The following is a 19,047-nucleotide window of genomic DNA, read 5'->3' as shown; positions in this document are numbered from 1 at the left end:
AGTTTAACTAATACTTCTGGGTCAGGTTCTTATTCCATAGTATTTATTAATGATATCAATACCCCTATAGAGCAATGGAATGATGTAAAAGAAAAAATTAAGGATGATTATAAAGTTTTTAGTTATGATAGAAATGGATATGGTTGGAGTGATTCTTCAGGAGAAGAAGTAGATATGAAAAAAACTATTTCAGAGTTGAAAAATGCTTTATCAAGGTCTGGAGTATATTCGCCCTATGTTTTAGTAGGACATGGATATGGTGGTTTAATAGCTACGGAATTTGCTAAAAAGTATCCTGAAAATGTGTCTGGAGTGGTTTTAATAGATAGTCTAATGGAGGAAGATATAAAATCTGAAGAATTTCAAAAGTCTATAAATAAGCAATTAATGAAAGCGGGAGTAGGAAGATTTTTTTCTTATTTTGGAGGACTTAGATTAACTTATAAGACCAAGATCTTTAAAAATGATGAAGCATTCTTAAAGAATCTTTCCAATACCGAAAAAGAATTGTTTTTATCTCAAAGAGTAACTTCTAAACACTATTCAGCCTATTACAAAGAGCTTCAAATTTTAAAGGATTATAAAGGTAAAATACAAGAAGATGATGCCTTGGGAGATATATTTCTTCATATATTAACACCGGCTAATAAATATAATGATGAAGAAAAGGATAATGATTATATTAATAAACAAAGTAATTTGGAGAAGTTATCATCTAAAGCTGAGCAAGTGATTGTAGAGGACTCTAGTAGCTATATTCAAGTAGATAGACCAGAAGCGGTTGTTAAAGCCATTAATAAAATTGTTAAGGAGGCAAAAAAGCAGAAAAAATGAATGAAAAGATCTATTCTAATTTAAATATTCTATCTTTAGCAGCTACAGCTGGAGTTGCCTATTTTGCTTATACTTTAGGAAGAAATGTTAATAAAATATATTATGCAGCTTTTCTCTTGTCTATAATTTTTTTATATTGCAGCTACTACTTTACAAAGAAGAAAGAAAAGTTAAAAGTGCTTAGAATTATAGAAGAAAGCTGGGGGCAGTTTAGGGATAAAAAGAGAAATTTAGATATTAGCAGAAGATATTTTGATATTTTATCAAAGGACAATAATGAAGTATATATGGATGACCAAACCTGGGAAGATCTAAATATGGATGAAATATACATAATGTTAGATAGAAACCTTACTACTTCTGGGGAACAGGTTCTTTACCATATATTAAGAACTCCTTTATTTCAGGAGGAGCCTTTGATCTATAGAGATAAAATAATTAGACTTTTTCAAGAAGATAAGTATTTTAGGGAAAAGATTCAGATAGCCTTATATTACGTTGGAAAGATGAAAGATGATGATCTAAGTTCATTACTCTGGAAAGAAGCGCAAGTTAAACCTTATATGAGATTGATATGCAATGTGGCAGCTGGACTGCCAGTTGCATCATTGCTATTAATACCTTTTATGGGTTCTTCAGTATTTGTACCCTTTGTTATATGTTTTGGTATAAACGTATATATACATACAAATCATGGAGTTAAAAATGATGTAAGTATAAAAGCTTTAAGATACTTATCTGAATTAATAAAGTTTGCTGGCTTCCTTTGCCAAGAAAATAATTCTACTTTGAATCCGTACATAAAAGAAATGAAGGAAATATATGAGAAAGTTAAAGGTATTGCAAGAGGAAATAGTAATATAGGCATTCCTGAAGGTGTTGATGTATTTGCTGACTATTATAGAATTTTATTTCTTGTAGAGGAGAGAAACTATTATAAAGTAATAGCAGATATAAACAAAAATCGAGAAGTTTTACAAAGATTGTATAGGATAGTAGGAGAAATAGATTGCTTTATTTCAATAGCCTCTTATAGAGAAGAGATTGGTGAATTTGTAACACCAAAGTTTACAGCGGGACAGCTAGGAATAAGTGTAGAAGGCTTGATTCATCCTCTTATAGAAGAAGCTGTACCTAATGATATATGCATAGAGCAGGGTGGAGTAATTATTACAGGATCCAATATGTCAGGAAAATCAACTTTTTTAAGATCTATAGGTATTGCTACTCTCTTTGCTCAAACCTTTTATATGGTGCAAGCAGATAAATATCAGGCTGCCTTCTACCATATCATGACTTCCATAAGCCCTAGTGATAGTGTTGTGGATGGCAAGAGTTATTATTTAAGAGAAGCGGAATCCATATTGAGAATAATAAAGCAATGTGGACTCAAATATCCTATCCTTTGCATAATAGATGAAATATTTAGAGGTACGAATCCTGTAGAAAGAATTAGTGCCTCTGGAGAAATAATGGAGTACATAATAAGCAAAAATACTACAGCTATAATAGCTACCCATGACTTAGAATTAACAGAGCTTGTGAAGGATAATTATGAATGTTATTACTTTAAAGAAGATGTGAACAGTGATGAAGGAATTAAATTTGATTATAAAATAAGAAAGGGAGTTTCTAATACTAGAAATGCTATTAAGCTGTTAGCTTATTTAGGATATCCAGAAAGTATAGTGAAAAGAGCAAAAGAAAGAATTAGTTTATAATAAAAAAGATTCAGCCTAGCTGAATCTTTTTTTGTTGAATTACTCTGTAATAGCATATTGTAAAACTAGTCTTGTTGTGGCTTCTAAGGATTCCATATGTGTTCTTTCATATCCATGAGAAGCAAATACACCTGGGCCAATAAGGGCAGTTTTTACATCCCAAACAGCGCTGAGAGCAGCAGAGGCGTCAGAGCCATAGAAAGGGTAGATATCAATTTTGAATGGAATACTATTTTTGGAGCAAACATCAACAAGTCTTTGACGCAATTCATAGTCATAAGGTCCTGAAGAATCCTTTGCATAAATACATACAGAGTATTCAGAAGAATTCTGATCCAACCCTGGTGCTCCCATATTTACAGCAATAAATTCCTTTGTTTTCTCTGGAATTCCTGCGGTTGCTCCATGTCCCACTTCTTCGTAATTACTTATGAAGAAGTTTATAGTGTAAGGAAGCTCTAATTTATGCTCATGTATATATTTAATACAATATAAAAGGGCTGCAGCACTAGCCTTATCATCTAGATACCTACTTTTTATAAAGCCACTATCAGTGATTCTAAACCTAGTATCTATGCAAATAAAATCTCCTACAGATATACCTAATTTTTCTACATCTTCCTTTGAAGATACCTTCTCATCTATAATTACTTCCATGTTTTCAGGAGTTCTTTTTAATTCTCTAGCTTCATTGCCGCTAATGTGCACCGAAGGTTTTATGGTTTGTATAGTTCCGCTGTAGCTTTTGCCACTGGAAGTTTCAATGGTACAGTTTTCACCTTAGATACAAGTCATCATAAAGCCTCCAATAGGTAGAAAGGAAAGAGTACCCTTAGAGTTTATATTCTTTACTATAGCTCCCAAAGTATCTACATGAGCAGAAAAGGTTCTTTCATAATCCTTATTTTGTCCTTCAAAAGAAACTATAAGAGCTCCTTTATTTGTAGTTTTATAAGGAATTTGTAGTTTTGAAAGTTCATCCTGTATATAATTCATAACCTTATGGGTATAGCCGGAAGGACTCCCGATGGAAATTAAGTTTTTAAGATAATAAATTAATTTATCCTTATCAATGTTGAACATATTATCACCTCGTGAGTATATTAAGTCATTTACAAGATATTATAGCACAAAAGCTTTAAGCAGTAATAAAAAAGTGGTTACTATAAAAAATATCTTTTTAATTCATTATTCTTCTTCTGACCAAGAAAAAAGCAGTATCAAAGATCTAATCTATATTTATTCAGTAATAAAGATATTGACAAGCTATCTTAATATTGGTAATATTTTAGTATATTAGCATGATAAAGTGATAAAGTTAGGGGCTGAGTTTATGGGAAGATGGAAAAAAAGTATTCCGGAGGGTACTAGAGATATACTCTTTGTAGATTGTGCAGACAAGAATCATGTGGAATCTTTGCTTAAAGGCGTTTATTTGCAAAGAGGTTTTATGGAGATTATTACTCCCACTTTGGAGTTTTATGATGTATATGCAGGGGACAGCTTATGGATTGATCAAGAGGATATGTATAAGTTATTTGATAGTAAGGGAAGGATCTTAGTACTTAGACCGGATATAACTACACCTATTGCTAGGTTAGCTGGAACAAAATTAAAGGATAGCTTCTATCCTTTAAAGTTATGCTATAGCCAAAATGTATTTAGAACTAATGAGGATCTAAATGGTAAAAGAAATGAGTTTACTCAATCAGGAGTAGAGTTAATTGGCTGCAAAGGCTTAAGAGCAGATGTGGAAGTTATAATTACGGCGGTAAAAGCTCTCTTAGTAGCCGGCGTTGAAAACTTTAAATTAGAGTTAGGCCATGTAGGCTTTTTTAAAGGTATTATGGATGAACTACCTTTAGAGATGGAAGATAAAGAGAAAATACGAAGATTTATTGAAAATAAAAATTTTGCTGCGCTTAGAGATTTTTTAAATGAAAAATCAGAGCTTTTAAGTAAGGAAAAAATAGAAGTCTTAAATATGCTTCCAGCTTTATTTGGCGATATATCTCTATTGGAAAGGGCTAAAAAGCTAACTACTAATCCTATGGCTTTAGATGCTCTTAATGATATTCAAAAGATATATAAGATGCTGGATGACATGAAGCTTAGCCAATATATTTCCTTAGATTTGGGAATGGTTCATCATATAAATTATTATACCGGATTAATTTTTAGAGCTTATATAGATGGCGTTGGTTATGACGTGCTTTATGGTGGAAGATATGATGGGTTAGTTAGTAATTTTGGGTTGGAGGTGCCTGCTACCGGATTTGCTATAAATGTTGATAGAATTTTAGAGGTATTAAAGAAGCAAAATCATCATATTAGTGGAAGCATAACTCCCGATTATATCATTCATTGCAATGTAGAGAAGCTAGGCTTAGGTAATGAATTATTGGAAAGCTTAGTAAAGAAGGGCTATAAGTGTGAGTTATCTTTATACTCAGATAAAGGAGCTACTATAGATTATGCAAAAAATAGGGGAGTAGAAAATGTTTTGATTCTAGATGGAGATGAGGAAATATACAGATACAGTGTTAATAAAAATACTTTAGTAGGCTTATTTAAGGTGGAGGAAGAGATATGAAAAATTTAAAGATAGCTTTAACTAAAGGTAGGCTGGAAAAGGGAGCAGTTGAGATCTTTGAGAAGGTAGGGATAGATTGTAGTATCCTTAAGGATAAAGGAAGAAAGTTAATCTTTCATCAGGAAGAATACAATTTAGATTTCTTCCTTGCAAAAGCCAATGATGTAGTAACTTATGTAGAGCATGGTGTGGCTGATTTAGGGATAGTAGGTAAGGATACCTTAATGGAGGTTGGAGGAAGCTATTATGAGGTTGTGGATTTAAAGATCGGAAAATGTAAATTCATAGTAGCTTCTAAAGGAGACACCAATTTATATAGTGGTTACAATCAAAAGAAAATTGCTACCAAATATCCAGAAGTTGCAAGAAGGCATTTTGCTAGCAAGGGTATGGATGTAGAAATTATTAAAATAGAAGGTTCGGTGGAGTTGGCTCCAATACTAGGACTGGCCGATGCCATTGTAGATATTATGGAAACTGGTACAACCTTAAGGGAAAATGGGCTAGTAGTCTTAGAGGAAGTATGTCCAATAAGTGCCAGAATGATTGCCAATGTAGCTAGTCTAAAAATGAAAAAAACAGAGATGGAAGACTTAATTAAAAAGGTTCAAAACTATGTGGATGGAGTGAAGGAAGAATGATTGAAATAATAAAGGCTGATGGGGTTATAGAAAAGCAATGTATTGAAAACTTAAAAAGTAGAAGCGATGAGGTTCAACAAGAAGTACATCAAATTGTGGAAACTATATTAAGAGATGTTAAGAAAAATGGAGATAAGGCTCTATTTGAGTATACTGCTAATTTTGATGGGGTTAATATAAAGGATTTTCAAGTTACCAAAGAAGAAATAGAAGAGGCAGTAAATTCTGTAGATAAGGATTTTCTTAAGGCCTTAAATACGGCTAAGAATAATATATGGTTCTATCATGAAAATCAAAAACAGCGCTCCTGGATGGTTACCAAGGAAGATGGAGTTTTACTAGGACAACAGGTAAGGCCGTTAAAAAAGGTAGGTTTGTATGTTCCAGGTGGTACAGCGGCATATCCATCTTCAGTGCTGATGAATGCTATACCAGCTAAGGTAGCGGGGGTAGAAAATATAGTTATGGTTACACCGCCATCAAAGGATGGAAAAGTTAATCCTAATATTTTAGCCGCTGCTAAAGTTGCTGGTGTAGATCAAATATTTAAGATTGGAGGAGCTCAAGCCATTGGGGCTTTAGCCTATGGTACAGAAAGTATACCTAAGGTGGATAAAATTGTAGGACCAGGTAATATTTATGTAGCTACAGCTAAAAGAAATGTCTATGGAAATGTGGATATAGATATGATTGCAGGACCAAGTGAAATTTTAATTGTGGCAGATAAGGATGCCAATGCAGAATTTATTGCAGCAGATTTAATGTCTCAAGCAGAGCACGATGTGTTGTCTTCAGCTATATTGATAACAGATGATATGAATTTAGCCTATAAAGTTAGAGAAGAACTGAATTCTCAATTAAAGTCCATGAGTAGAAAGGATATTATTACTAGATCTATCGAGGATTATGGTGCAATTATAGTAACAAGGGATATAAAAGAATCTTTGAAACTTGCCAACGACATTGCTCCTGAACACTTGGAACTAATGGTTAAGGAACCTATGAGATACTTAGGGGATGTTGAAAATGCTGGCTCCATATTTTTGGGAGCTTATGCACCAGAACCTTTAGGAGATTATATTGCAGGTCCTAACCATGTGCTACCTACTAGTGGAACAGCTAGATTTTTCTCTCCTCTATCAGTGGATAGCTTTATTAAGAAATCAAGCTATTTGTACTATACAGAGGAAGCTTTCTTAAAGATAGGCAATGAAGCAATTAAGTTAGCAGAAACAGAAGGACTCACTGCTCATGCCAACTCCTTAAAAGTGAGGTTAAAGTAATGGGAAAGCTAGTTATTAATGATAAGTTAAATAGAATAGAGCCTTATGTGGTAGATAAGAGGGAATACAGGGTGAAATTAGATGCTAACGAAAGCTTTTTAAATTTCCCCGAAAGTTTAAAGGAAGAATTAAGTGAAGCTTTAATGAAGGTTATCTACAACAGATATCCTGATCCTGAGGCAGAGTCCTTGTGCCGTTTATATGGACAGTACTGTGGTGTAGATTCAAAATATATTTTAGCAGGAAATGGTTCTGATGAAATAATACAAACCTTAATGAATGGATTCTTAAATTGTGGGGATGGGGTGCTAACCTTAAAGCCAGATTTTTCTATGTATAAGTTCTATGCTTCCTTGATAGGAGCCTATGTATATGACTATGCCTTAGATGAAAATTTAACTTTTGATGTAGAGGATTTTATTAATGTAGCACTAAATGAAGATGTAAAGATAATAATATTTTCAACACCTAATAACCCTACAGGTGTTGTAGTAAGTAGGGAAGATATCATAAAAATAGTAGAGCAAACAAATGCTTTGGTAGTAGTGGATGAAGCTTATTATGAATTCTGCGGAGAAACGGTAGTAGATTTAGTTGCAAAGTATGAGAACTTGGCAGTTTTAAGAACTTGTTCTAAGGCCATGGGGCTAGCTGCTGCTAGGGTTGGATTCATAATTGCAGGAGAATTAGTAATCAATAATTATAAAAAGGTAAAGCCGCCCTACAATGTAAATTCCTTATCACAAGTTGCTGCTTCAGTTATACTAAAACATCCTGATATTATTAAAGATAATATTCAGAAGATAGTTAAAGAAAGAGATTATTTATATGAGGAGCTATGTAAGCTAGATCAAGGTAATAAATTTAAGGTATATCCTACTAGTTCGAATTTTATATATATTAAGTCTGAAAGAGGAAAGGAAGTATACGAAGTTTTGAGAGATCAGGGCATAGCTATCCGATGCTTTGGTGAATATTTAAGAATAAACGCTGGTAGTAGAGAGGAAAATATTAGAGTTTTAGAAGCTATAACTTGTGTGTTAGAAGATCTGAAATAAGTATAAAAGGAGGAGGGGCTTTAGCCCAAAAGATTTATGAGCAGATATTCTGAAAAAGAAAGAGAAACTAAGGAAACAGATATAAAGGTTGCAATAAATTTAGATGGAGAGGGAAAGTGCGATATAGATACAGGTATAGGCTTCTTTGATCATATGTTAAACCTTATGGCAGCCCATGGAGGAATGGATTTAAAGGTAAAGGCTAAGGGAGATTTGCATGTAGATTGCCACCATACCGTAGAGGATGTAGGTATTACTTTAGGTACATGTATAAAGGAGGCCCTAGGAGATAAGGTAGGTATTAAGAGATATGGTACTGCCTATACTCCTATGGATGAAAGTTTAGCTTTTGCATCTTTAGATATAAGCGGAAGAGCCTATTTGGTTTTTGATGTGGACTTTACTGTAGATAGAGTAGGAGAACTAGATACGGAAATGGTAGAAGAGTTTTTTAGAGCTTTAGCCTTTAATGCAGGTATTACTCTTCACATAAAAATTATGTATGGAAAAAATAATCATCATAAAATAGAAGGAATTTTTAAGGCCTTTGGTAGAGCTTTAAAGGAAGCTGTAACTATAGATGAAAATATAAAGGGAGTCATGTCTACAAAAGGCGTACTTTAAGGGGGGCTAATTTTGATTGGCATTATTGATTATGGTATGGGGAACCTTCGAAGTGTAGAAAAGGCATTAGAGGTATTAGGATATAAGGCTTTTATTAGCAATAATGCAGAGGAACTGTCAAAGGCAAAAGGTCTTATATTGCCAGGGGTTGGTGCCTTTCCTGATGCCATGAAAAATTTAAAGGAAGGATCCATAGATATATTAATAAAAGACTTTGTAAAAGATGATAAACCTATTTTAGGTATATGTTTAGGAATGCAATTGTTATTAGATGTGAGCTATGAGGTTAAAGAATGTGAAGGTCTTGGGATTATAAAAGGTGAAATTCACCAGTTGCCGGATTATGTTAAGATTCCTCATATGGGATGGAATAACTTATATTTAGATAATCCTTGCAAACTACTAGAAGGTATTGATAATGAAAGCTTCGTATATTTTGTTCATTCTTACTATGCTATTGTTGAGAATCAGGATGATTTAAAAGCATGCACCCTTTATGGTGTAAGGGTTCCAGCAGTAGTAAGTAGGGGAAAGGTCTTTGGCGCTCAGTTCCATCCGGAAAAAAGCGGAGATACTGGTATGAAGATATTAAAAAATTTTGGGGAGTTGGTAAAATGATTATTATTCCAGCTATAGATATTAGACAAGGTAAATGTGTCAGACTCTATCAAGGAGATTTTTCAAAGCCTACCAAAGTGGCAGAGGATCCAGTGGAGGTGGCAGAAAAATTCCAAGAAACAGGAGCACAATATATCCATATGGTGGATTTAGATGGAGCCTTGGAAGGAAGAACGGTTAACGAGGATATTATTATCAATGTAGTTTCACGAGTAAAGGTACCAGTGGAGCTTGGTGGAGGAATTAGAGATTTAAGGACCATTGACAGGCTAATTAATAAGGGCATCAGCAGAGTTATCCTAGGTAGCGTTGCTTTAAAAAATACACAGATGGTAATGGAAGCAGTAAAGGAGTTTGGACAGCACATAGCAGTAGGCATAGATGCAAAGAATGGTAAGGTGAGCATAGAGGGCTGGTTAAATACCAGTAATGTAAACTATATAGATTTTGCTCTTAAAATGGAGGATATTGGAGTAGATAACATAATCTTTACGGATATAAGCAGAGATGGAACCTTAAAAGGTCCTAATCTTGAGCAATTGCAGGCCTTAAAGGAAAAGGTAAGCTGTAAAGTAACTGCTTCTGGTGGCATAAAGGATTTAGAAGATATTAAAGCCTTAAAGGCAATGGAACTTTATGGGGCTATAACTGGAAAGGCCATATATGATGGCACTCTTTCGCTGGCAGAAGCACTAAAAGTATAGGAAGGTAGGGAAAGATATGCTCACAAAAAGGATAATTCCCTGTTTAGATGTAAATATGGGGAGAGTTGTTAAGGGAATAAACTTCGTTAATTTAAAGGATGTAGGAGATCCGGTGGAAATAGCCCAGTATTATAATGAGCAAGGTGCTGATGAGTTAGTTTTTTTAGATATAACCGCTACCCATGAAGGTAGAGGCATCATGATTGATGTAGTTGAAAGAACAGCTGAAAAGGTATTTATTCCTTTGACCGTTGGAGGGGGCATAAGAGATATAGATGATTTCAAAGAAATATTAAGAGCGGGAGCAGATAAGGTTTCAGTTAACTCAGCAGCGGTACGAGATAAGTATTTGATTAGTAGGGCTGCAGAAAAGTTTGGTAGTCAATGTGTTGTGGTAGCAGTGGACGGAAAAATGAGAGAAGATGGTAGTGGTTGGAATGTAGTTATTAACGGAGGAAGAATTGATACAGGCATAGATCTTCTAGAATGGGTAAGGGAAGTAGAAAAGCTTGGGGCTGGAGAAATACTTTTAACCAGCATGGATGCCGACGGAACGAAAAATGGTTTTGATGTTCCCTTAACTAAGGCAGTATCAGAAAGGGTAAATATTCCTGTAATAGCCTCCGGAGGTTGCGGTAAGCTAGAACACTTTTCAGAGGTTTTCCAAGAAACTAAGGCAGATGCAGCCTTAGCAGCTTCTCTATTTCATTATAGAGAACTTACAATAAAAGAGGTAAAAGAGTATTTGACTAAGACTAACATTCCTGTGCGACTATAATAAAATTGGGGTGTAAAGATGATAAAGGATAAAATTAAATATAATAAAGATGGCTTAATTCCTGCTATAGTTCAGCACTATGAAACTAAGGAAGTTCTCATGTTAGCTTATATGAATGAGGAATCTATTAAGCTAACATTGGAAACTGGCAAGACATGGTTCTATAGCAGATCAAGACAAAAGCTTTGGAACAAGGGAGAAAGCTCAGGACATTTTCAGTTTGTTAAGGATATGAAAATAGACTGTGATAAGGATACTATTTTAATACTGGTAGATCAGATTGGACCAGCCTGTCATACAGGAAGTAGAAGCTGTTTCTTCACAGATTTAAAGAACATATAGTTTTAAAGTGAAATATTAACAGTGATATTGATGGAGATGTAAAATAATTTGCATAGCGCTATGTTTAAAAAAAGTGTTGATGGACAAGTTTTTTTAGATATCAACCTTTTATTGAAACATTTAAATGTGTTTAAGAGAGGAAGAAGAAATTTATGAATGAGAAGGTTATAGAGGAATTGTACCAAGTAATAAAAGATAGAAAAATAAATCCTATAGAAGGCTCCTATACTAAATACTTATTTGATAAGGGGATAGACAAAATATTAAAGAAGGTTGGAGAGGAATCTACGGAAGTAATTGTGGCCTCAAAAAATACGGACAAGACAGAATTGATAACAGAGATTTGTGATCTTTGCTATCATATAATGGTTCTTATGGCAGAAAAGGATATTAGCCTTGAAGAAATAAGAGAAGAGTTAGAGAAAAGAAGACAGAAAACTGCTAATAAAAAGCCTGAAAGACCTGAAATAACTAATTTATAGCTTATTTTACTAGAATCAAACCTCTTTATGTTAGTTTATTGTACATAAGGAGGTTTATTTTTATTTAAAAATGACATCATTTTGTCACAGCATTGACACAGGATTGTCACATAATAGTTTTATTATTAATACATAAAGTAAATACGATGAAAAGCAAAGGGAGGTATAATTATGGATTTTAATAACAATGATAATTTGAATAATAATTTAAATAATGAACATAAAGACTATATTGCAGGAGAAAACTTTTATATGTTTAATCCACAGGTGGAAGAAAATACTGAAAATACCACTGAAATGAATAGTGTAAATTCAAATTATAGTGAACCAAAGAAGGTAAAGATTAAAATGAAAAATGGTACTTTTAGAAAAGCTATGTCCTATGTTTTAGTAGGAGTTATATGTGCTACTATAGGTGCTGGGGCTACGCTTGGTTCTGCACTTTACTTGCTTCCAAAGACAGATTTCTTTGAAAATACTCCTTTATACGAAGCAGTATCAAAAAAATCTACTAGTACTACTAGCTCTAATTCAGTTAGTTATAATCTTCACCCAACTACAGTAGCAACAGAAGAAGGAGCATTAACTATTTCTGAAATAGCTAAGAAGGTTGGTCCAGCAGTAGTTGGTGTATCTACAAAAAGTGTGGCAGGAATAGACTGGTTTGGTAATGAACAGATTTCAGAGGGTATAGGATCTGGAATGATTATAAACGAAGAAGGTTATGTATTAACTAATCAACATGTTATAGCTGGTGCTACAGAAGTTAAGGTGATTTTCAACAATGGTAAAGAAGTTGCAGCTAAGGTAGTAAATTCTGATGCAAATCATGATATTGCTATTGTAAAAATCACAGAGGATGTGGAGGTACCAGGAGTAGTTGAACTAGGAACCTCTTCATCTTTACAAGTTGGGGAAACAGTAGTAGCTATTGGAAATCCTCTTGGTAAAGAATTTTTAGGCTCTGTTACTAGTGGAATTGTTAGTGCGGTAAACAGAAAACTTGGAGATAAAGATATAGCATATATTCAAACAGATGCAGCTATAAATAGTGGTAATAGTGGTGGACCGCTAGTTAATTCACAGGGACAGGTTATAGGAATAAATACTGCTAAAATTTCTAGCACCGGTACAGTAAGTGTTGATGGTATGGGATTTGCTATTCCAATAGATCTAGTAAAGGATAAATTAGATGATTTATCTAAGCCAGTGCCAAAGCTTGGTATTGCAGGACAAAGCATAGATAAAACTACTGCAAAGCAAAAAGGATTAGTGGAAGGTGTGTTTGTAGCGGAAGTTCAAGATTTTAGTGGTGCTCAAATGGCTGGTATAAGAGTTGGTGATATAATAGTTAAATTTGACGGACAGACTGTAAAATCAGTAGATGAAATTAATAAAATAAAGAGCAAACATGCTATTGGTGATAAGGTAGAAGTAGAAGTATACAGATACACTGATGATGAATATAAAAAATTTCAAGTTAAATTAACAGAATAAAAAAGAAATGGGAAGAAATTAAACAATTTCTTCCCATTCTTCGTATAAACTTTCAATTTCAGACTCTAACTCTGTGATTTTTCGGTGTACTTCTTGACTCTTTTCTGGATTGGAGTATACTTCCTCTAGACAGAGCTGATGGTTAAGTTCCTTTACTTCTTCTTCTTTATCAGCAATTAGTTTTTCTAAAGTTTTAATTCTTTTAGCCCTTTCTCTTTCAGCCTTTTCTAGTTCACGTTTTTTCTTCTTCTCTTCTTGAATTTTTGTTTTTGTTAAGCCTGTATCCATAGGAGCTGAATCTGTTGTAGCATTTGAACTCTTTTTCTTTTCTACATAATAACTGTAGTTACCATGATACTCTTTTATTCCATCTTCATTAAGTTCATAGATTTTATTAATAACTTTATTAAGGAAGTATCTATCATGGGAAATTACCATTAAGGTACCGTCGTATTCTAGCAAAGCTTCTTCTAAGGCTTCTCTAGACATTATATCTAGATGATTTGTAGGTTCGTCTAATAGTAGTAAATTGTTTTTTGCTAACATAAGCTTTAAAAGATTAATCCTACATTTTTCACCACCGCTTAAGGTGGATATAACTTTAAATACATCATCACCAGTAAATAAGAAGGCTGCTAATGCATTTCTAAGTTCTGTGATAGTCATTTCTGGGAAGCTGTCCCATATCTCATCTAATACTGTTTTTTCTTCGCAGAGGTCCGATTGCTCTTGATCATAGTAACCGGGATACACATTTTTTCCTGTATGTACAAAACCGCTATCACTTTGTACTTGATCTAAAATGATTTTGAACAGCGTAGTTTTTCCTCTGCCGTTATCACCGATTATAGCAGTTTTGTCTCCACGTTTTACATCAAAGAAAACATTTTTAAATAGTAGCTTATCTCCATAACTCTTTGAAAGGTTCTCTGCATGAAGTACATCATTACCGCTTTTTATTAGAGCTTCAAAGGAAATTCTTGCAGCTCTTTCGTCAGAGTCTGGTGCTTCTATACGTTCAATTTTTGCTAGAGCTTTTTCTCTACTTTCTGCAGCTCTAATACTTTTCTCCCTATTAAAGGAGCGGTATCTAGCGATTATTTCTTCTTGTCTTTTAATTTCTGCTTGTTGTATGTTATAGGCTTTTAATTGGGCCTCTTGATCCTTTTTCTTAAGTTCCAAAAACTTGGTGTAGCTAGCATTATAACAGCTAATCTTACCTCTAGATATTTCAAAGGTGGCGTTGGTGACAGAATCTAGAAAGAATCTATCGTGAGAGATAACTACAACAGTACCTTTATAAGCTTTTAAATACTCTTCAAGCCATTCTATAGCCTTTAAATCCAAATGGTTTGTTGGCTCGTCTAAAAGTATTAAATCTGATTTAGTCAAAAGAAGTTTGCATAGGGCAACTCTTGTTTTTTGACCTCCGCTTAAAATACCTATTTCCTTTGAAAAGTCTTCTTCCGTGAAGCCAAGTCCTGTAAGTACTCTATGTACCTCACCTTTATAGGTATATCCCCCTCTCTTTTCAAAGAGGTCACAAGCTAGAGTATAGTCTTTAATTATTTTATTGTGATAAGCTTCCTTAGAAGCGTCATAGGGCTCAGCCATTTTAAGCTCAAGATTTTTTATTTTATTTTCAAGATCTATTAGTGGCTGAAAGACGGTAAGTGCTTCCTCATATATAGAATTATTACTGTTTAGAGAAAGATGCTGGGATAGATAACCAACGGTCTTACCTTTATCAATATAAACTTCTCCGCTATCCTGTTGAATTTCACCGGTTAGTATTTTGAATAAGGTAGATTTACCAGCTCCGTTGGAACCAATTAAACCAATTTTATCCCCTTCGTTAATATTAAAGGTGATATCTTTTAATATTACATCTATTCCATAGCTTTTACATACATTTTTACAACTTAAAATAATCATACTATTATCAATCCTTTAAGAATTTTTCTTATAACTTTAGCTTTCTTTTGAAACTCTTTATCATTATAATATGAATGCATATGAGATTCAAATGTTAATAAAGAAAGCAAAAGAATAGATTCTAGATTTTATTAATTACATTATTTATAATAATATTATATCATTGGTTATTTAAAACTAAGAATGTATTAAACTATAATTTATACAATATAAATTTGAAGATTTTGCATTTAAAAATACGATTGACATTTCGAAGATTCGTATATGATAATAACAAGAGATGTATAGTATTGTATATGTAAGTAGTAGAAATTCATATATAAACTAAAAAATTGAGGAGTGTGCTATGGAACGTAAAAAGAATATTTCAATGGCAGTAATAAAAAGATTGCCTAAATATCAAAGATATCTAAGAGAATTGTTGAATAACGATGTGGATAGAATTTCTTCTAAAGAGCTAAGTGAAAAAATAGGCTTTACTGCATCACAGATAAGACAGGATTTAAACTGTTTTGGTGACTTTGGCCAACAGGGCTATGGTTATAATGTAAGAGACTTGTATAATGAGATAAATTCTATTTTAGGACTAGATAGAGTGTATAAAGAAGTAATAATTGGTGCTGGTAACATCGGGCAAGCTATAGCTAATTATACTAGATTTGATAAATTAGGTTTTTCTCTAGAAGCTATATTCGATGCAAATCCTAAGCTAATAGGCTTAAAAATAAGAGATGTGGAAATACAAGATATAGATCAATTAAATAACTTCTTAAAGAATAATAGTATAGATATTGGTATTATTTGTGTGCCTAGTATAAATGCCCAAAAGGTATGTGATATGTTAGTAAGAGGTGGCGTTAGAGGTATTTGGAATTTCGCTCCTGTAGATTTGGGTGTACCAGAAGATGTAATAGTTGAGAATGTTCATTTAAGCGAAAGTATTTTAACATTAACCTATTTATTGAACGAGAAAGATAAACAGAATAAGTAAATTGTCCGCCGGTGTTAAACAATTAACAAGTGCTTTTGAGTAAATTGAATAAAATATGTTTTTTTACTATTGAAAAGTGATAATCTTATAGTTATAATTGTAATTGGAGCTAAAGATAGCTTCAATTATTTTTGTTCTGGATTGTTATATTATTAACAAGCTTTAAAGGGAGGATTGCCAAATGGAATTAAAAAATGTTGCTATAGAAAAGCAAGGAAGAATAGCCACTATAACAATAAACAGACCTAAGGCATTAAATGCATTAAACTCTGAAACTTTAAAAGAACTTGACTACATAATTGCTGATTTAGAAAATGACGATGAAATTTACGCTGTGATTTTGACAGGAGCTGGTGAAAAAGCATTTGTTGCCGGAGCAGACATAACAGAAATGAAAGACTTAAATACTATAGAAGGAAGAAAATTCTCTATATTAGGAAATAAAGTGTTCAGAAGATTAGAAAACCTTGAAAAACCAGTTATAGCTGCAATAAACGGCTTTGCTTTAGGCGGAGGTTGCGAGTTAGCTATGGCTTGTGATATAAGAATAGCTTCAGAAAAAGCTAAATTTGGACAACCTGAAACTGGATTAGGCATTACTCCTGGATTTGGAGGAACACAGAGATTACCAAGACTTGTTGGTACAGCTATGGCTAAGGAATTAATATATACAGGAAGAATGATGAAAGCTGATGAAGCTTTAAGAATAGGTTTAGTAAATAAGGTAGTAGAAGCTGATAAGCTTATGGAAGAAGCTAAAAATATGGCTGAGACCATTGCTGCCAATGCACCTATTGCAGTTAAACTTTCAAAAGCTGCTATAAACAAAGGTATGCAATGTGACATAGATACTGCAATTATGTACGAAGCAGAAGCCTTTGGCGAATGTTTCTCTACTGCAGACCAAAAAGAAGGTATGACAGCTTTTGTAGAAAAGAGAGATAAGAATTTTCAAAACAAATAATTTAGGAGGGCAATGAAGAATGGATTTTACATTATCAAAAGAACAAGAATTAGTTAGACAAATGGTAAGAGAGTTTGCCGAAAATGAAGTAAAACCAATTGCAGCTGAGATAGATGAGACAGAAGAGTTCCCAATGGAAAATGTAAAGAAAATGGCTAAGTTAGGCTTTTTCGGAATACCATTTAAGCCAGAATACGAAGGAGCAGGTGGAGATAGCCTATCTTATATATTAGCTGTTGAAGAACTATCAAAGGTTTGTGCTACTACAGGTGTTATTCTATCAGCACACGTTTCTCTTTGTGCTTCCGTAATTGATGCTTTTGGAACTCCAGAGCAGAAGGCTAAGTACTTACCAGACCTTGCTAGTGGTAGAAAGTTGGGGGCTTTTGGTTTAACTGAACCAAACGCTGGAACAGATGCCGCTGGACAGCAGACTACTGCAGTTTTAGAAGGTGATCATTACGTATTAAATGGTAGCAAGGTATTTATCACAAACGGTGGTGTAGCAGATACTTTCATAATCTTTGCTATGACAGATAGAAGCCAAGGTACTAGAGGAATTTCTGCTTTCATAGTTGAAAAAGACTTCCCAGGATTCTCCATAGGAAAGAGAGAAAACAAATTAGGTATTAGAGCATCCTCTACTACAGAATTAATCATGGAAAACTGCATAGTACCAAAAGAAAACCTACTTGGAAAAGAAGGAAAAGGTTTTGGTATAGCTATGAAGACTCTTGACGGAGGAAGAATTGGTATAGCAGCTCAGGCTCTTGGTATAGCAGAAGGTGCTTTTGAAGAAGCAGTTAACTATATGAAGGAAAGAAAACAGTTCGGAAAACCATTAAGTGCTTTCCAAGGTTTACAGTGGATGATGGCAGAATTAGAAGTTAAAATTGAGGCTGCAAGACATTTAGTTTATAAGGCAGCTTGGTTAAAGGATCAGGGTCTTCCATATACTGTAGATGCTGCAAGAGCAAAATTATTTGCATCAGAAGTAGCTATGGAAGTTACTACTAAGGCAGTTCAGGCCTTTGGTGGATATGGATACACTAAGGAATATCCAGTAGAAAGAATGATGAGAGACGCTAAGATAACAGAAATCTATGAAGGAACTTCACAGGTTCAAAAGATGGTTATTTCAGGAAATCTTTTCAAATAAATTCGTAGGAGGAAGAGCAGATGAATATAGTTGTATGTTTAAAGCAAGTACCAGATACTACAGCGGTTAAAATAGATCCTAAAACTGGAACTCTTATTAGAGAAGGAGTACCTTCCATAATAAATCCAGAGGATAAGCACGCTTTAGAAGAAGCTTTAGTTTTGAAGGATAAGTATGGTGCAAAGGTAACAGTTGTTAGCATGGGACCTCTACAGGCAAAAAATGCTTTAAGAGAAGCTTTATCCATGGGTGCTGATGAAGCTATATTAATCACAGACAGAGCCTTTGCAGGAGCAGATACTTTAGCTACATCCGTAGCTTTAGCTGGAGCTATAAGAAAATTAGATTATGATATAATATTTGCTGGAAGACAGGCTATAGATGGAGATACTGCACAGGTTGGACCAGAAATAGCTGAGCATTTAAATATTCCTCAGGTTACATATGTACAAGAAGTTAAGGTAGAAGGAGATAAGTTAGTTGTTAATAGAGCATTAGAAAATGGTCATGAAATAGTTGAAGTTAAAAGTCCAGTTTTATTAACAGCAATTAAGGAACTAAACAAGCCAAGATATATGAATGCTAAAGATATATTTGCATCTGCCAACAAGGAAATAAAGATTTGGAGCGCTGATGACATAGATGTAGATAAGTCAAAACTTGGTCTTTCTGGATCCCCAACAAAGGTTAAGAAGTCCTGGGCAAAAGAAGTTAAGGGCGGCGGAGAATTAATCAACAGAGATGCTGAGGATGCAGCATCCTACATTGTGGTAAAGCTTAAAGAAAAACACTACATCTAATGGATTATGAGGAGGATTGTGAA

At 33.8% G+C, this 19,047-nt stretch carries 18 protein-coding genes and 1 pseudogene; 17 read left to right on the top strand and 2 right to left on the bottom strand.

The window, feature by feature from the left end:
• Positions 1–834: alpha/beta hydrolase (locus N3C_RS04220; RefSeq protein WP_074364815.1), on the top strand; the 834-nt coding region annotated here is incomplete at its 5' end.
• A complete protein-coding gene (locus tag N3C_RS04215) occupies positions 831–2,555 on the top strand; it encodes a MutS-related protein (RefSeq protein ID WP_083604409.1) in 1,725 nt (574 codons plus the stop codon). The genes N3C_RS04220 and N3C_RS04215, both read left to right, overlap by 4 nt.
• 39 nt (positions 2,556–2,594) lie before the next feature.
• Here N3C_RS04215 and N3C_RS04210 read toward each other — a convergent pair.
• Positions 2,595–3,638: pseudogene (locus tag N3C_RS04210) on the bottom strand (M42 family metallopeptidase).
• Positions 3,639–3,888: 250 nt separating this feature from the next.
• Between N3C_RS04210 and N3C_RS04205 the strand changes: the two are divergent.
• From N3C_RS04205 to N3C_RS04155, 11 genes are all read left to right on the top strand, one after another.
• Positions 3,889–5,148, top strand: coding sequence for an ATP phosphoribosyltransferase regulatory subunit (locus N3C_RS04205; protein ID WP_074364814.1), 1,260 nt, complete (start codon positions 3,889–3,891; stop codon positions 5,146–5,148).
• A complete protein-coding gene (gene hisG, locus N3C_RS04200) occupies positions 5,145–5,789 on the top strand; it encodes an ATP phosphoribosyltransferase (protein WP_074364813.1) in 645 nt (214 codons plus the stop codon). The genes N3C_RS04205 and hisG overlap by 4 nt, the downstream gene beginning before the upstream one ends.
• A complete protein-coding gene (hisD, locus tag N3C_RS04195; RefSeq protein ID WP_074364812.1) occupies positions 5,786–7,072 on the top strand; it encodes a histidinol dehydrogenase in 1,287 nt (428 codons plus the stop codon). Before hisG ends, hisD begins: the two co-directional genes overlap by 4 nt.
• Positions 7,072–8,130: a histidinol-phosphate transaminase gene (gene hisC, locus N3C_RS04190; protein WP_074364811.1), complete on the top strand. Its 1,059-nt coding sequence runs from the start codon at positions 7,072–7,074 to the stop codon at positions 8,128–8,130. The genes hisD and hisC overlap by 1 nt, the downstream gene beginning before the upstream one ends.
• A gap of 36 nt (positions 8,131–8,166) precedes the next feature.
• Positions 8,167–8,754 (top strand): imidazoleglycerol-phosphate dehydratase HisB, encoded by a 588-nt coding sequence (gene hisB, locus N3C_RS04185; protein WP_074364810.1) that lies wholly within the window; start codon positions 8,167–8,169, stop codon positions 8,752–8,754.
• A 12-nt stretch (positions 8,755–8,766) separates the two neighbouring features.
• A complete protein-coding gene (hisH, locus tag N3C_RS04180; protein ID WP_074364809.1) occupies positions 8,767–9,372 on the top strand; it encodes an imidazole glycerol phosphate synthase subunit HisH in 606 nt (201 codons plus the stop codon).
• Positions 9,369–10,076 carry a 1-(5-phosphoribosyl)-5-[(5-phosphoribosylamino)methylideneamino]imidazole-4-carboxamide isomerase gene (hisA, locus tag N3C_RS04175; RefSeq protein WP_074364808.1) on the top strand — a complete coding sequence of 236 codons (708 nt, stop codon included), beginning with the start codon at positions 9,369–9,371 and terminating at the stop codon, positions 10,074–10,076. The genes hisH and hisA overlap by 4 nt, the downstream gene beginning before the upstream one ends.
• Positions 10,077–10,092: 16 nt before the next feature.
• Positions 10,093–10,854, top strand: coding sequence for an imidazole glycerol phosphate synthase subunit HisF (hisF, locus tag N3C_RS04170; RefSeq protein WP_074364807.1), 762 nt, complete (start codon positions 10,093–10,095; stop codon positions 10,852–10,854).
• Positions 10,855–10,872: 18 nt separating this feature from the next.
• Positions 10,873–11,196: a phosphoribosyl-AMP cyclohydrolase gene (gene hisI / locus N3C_RS04165; RefSeq protein ID WP_074364806.1), complete on the top strand. Its 324-nt coding sequence runs from the start codon at positions 10,873–10,875 to the stop codon at positions 11,194–11,196.
• 152 nt (positions 11,197–11,348) lie between these two features.
• Positions 11,349–11,678, top strand: coding sequence for a phosphoribosyl-ATP diphosphatase (gene hisE / locus N3C_RS04160; protein ID WP_074364805.1), 330 nt, complete (start codon positions 11,349–11,351; stop codon positions 11,676–11,678).
• A 168-nt stretch (positions 11,679–11,846) separates the two neighbouring features.
• Positions 11,847–13,175, top strand: coding sequence for a S1C family serine protease (locus tag N3C_RS04155; RefSeq protein WP_373432795.1), 1,329 nt, complete (start codon positions 11,847–11,849; stop codon positions 13,173–13,175).
• Positions 13,176–13,193: 18 nt separating this feature from the next.
• Here N3C_RS04155 and abc-f read toward each other — a convergent pair whose 3' ends face one another.
• The gene (gene abc-f, locus N3C_RS04150) at positions 13,194–15,110 is read right to left on the bottom strand and encodes a ribosomal protection-like ABC-F family protein (RefSeq protein ID WP_074364804.1); all 1,917 of its coding nucleotides are present in this window, start codon (positions 15,108–15,110) and stop codon (positions 13,194–13,196) included.
• Positions 15,111–15,456: 346 nt separating this feature from the next.
• Here abc-f and N3C_RS04145 point away from each other — a divergent pair, with 346 nt between their 5' ends.
• From N3C_RS04145 to N3C_RS04130, 4 genes are all read left to right on the top strand, one after another.
• Entirely contained in the window at positions 15,457–16,101 is a 645-nt protein-coding gene (locus N3C_RS04145; protein WP_074364803.1) for a redox-sensing transcriptional repressor Rex, read from the top strand.
• 181 nt (positions 16,102–16,282) lie between these two features.
• Positions 16,283–17,065: a short-chain-enoyl-CoA hydratase gene (locus N3C_RS04140; RefSeq protein WP_074364802.1), complete on the top strand. Its 783-nt coding sequence runs from the start codon at positions 16,283–16,285 to the stop codon at positions 17,063–17,065.
• 19 nt (positions 17,066–17,084) lie between these two features.
• Positions 17,085–18,224, top strand: coding sequence for an acyl-CoA dehydrogenase (locus tag N3C_RS04135; protein WP_074364801.1), 1,140 nt, complete (start codon positions 17,085–17,087; stop codon positions 18,222–18,224).
• Positions 18,225–18,244: 20 nt separating this feature from the next.
• Positions 18,245–19,024 carry an electron transfer flavoprotein subunit beta/FixA family protein gene (locus N3C_RS04130; protein ID WP_074364800.1) on the top strand — a complete coding sequence of 260 codons (780 nt, stop codon included), beginning with the start codon at positions 18,245–18,247 and terminating at the stop codon, positions 19,022–19,024.
• The last annotated feature ends 23 nt before the right edge of the window (positions 19,025–19,047 follow it).

The sequence above is a fragment of the Clostridium sp. N3C genome, assembly GCF_900095445.1.
In the GTDB taxonomy this organism is placed as follows: domain Bacteria; phylum Bacillota; class Clostridia; order Clostridiales; family Clostridiaceae; genus Clostridium_AU.
This window is presented reverse-complemented; position numbering and strand designations above follow the sequence as displayed.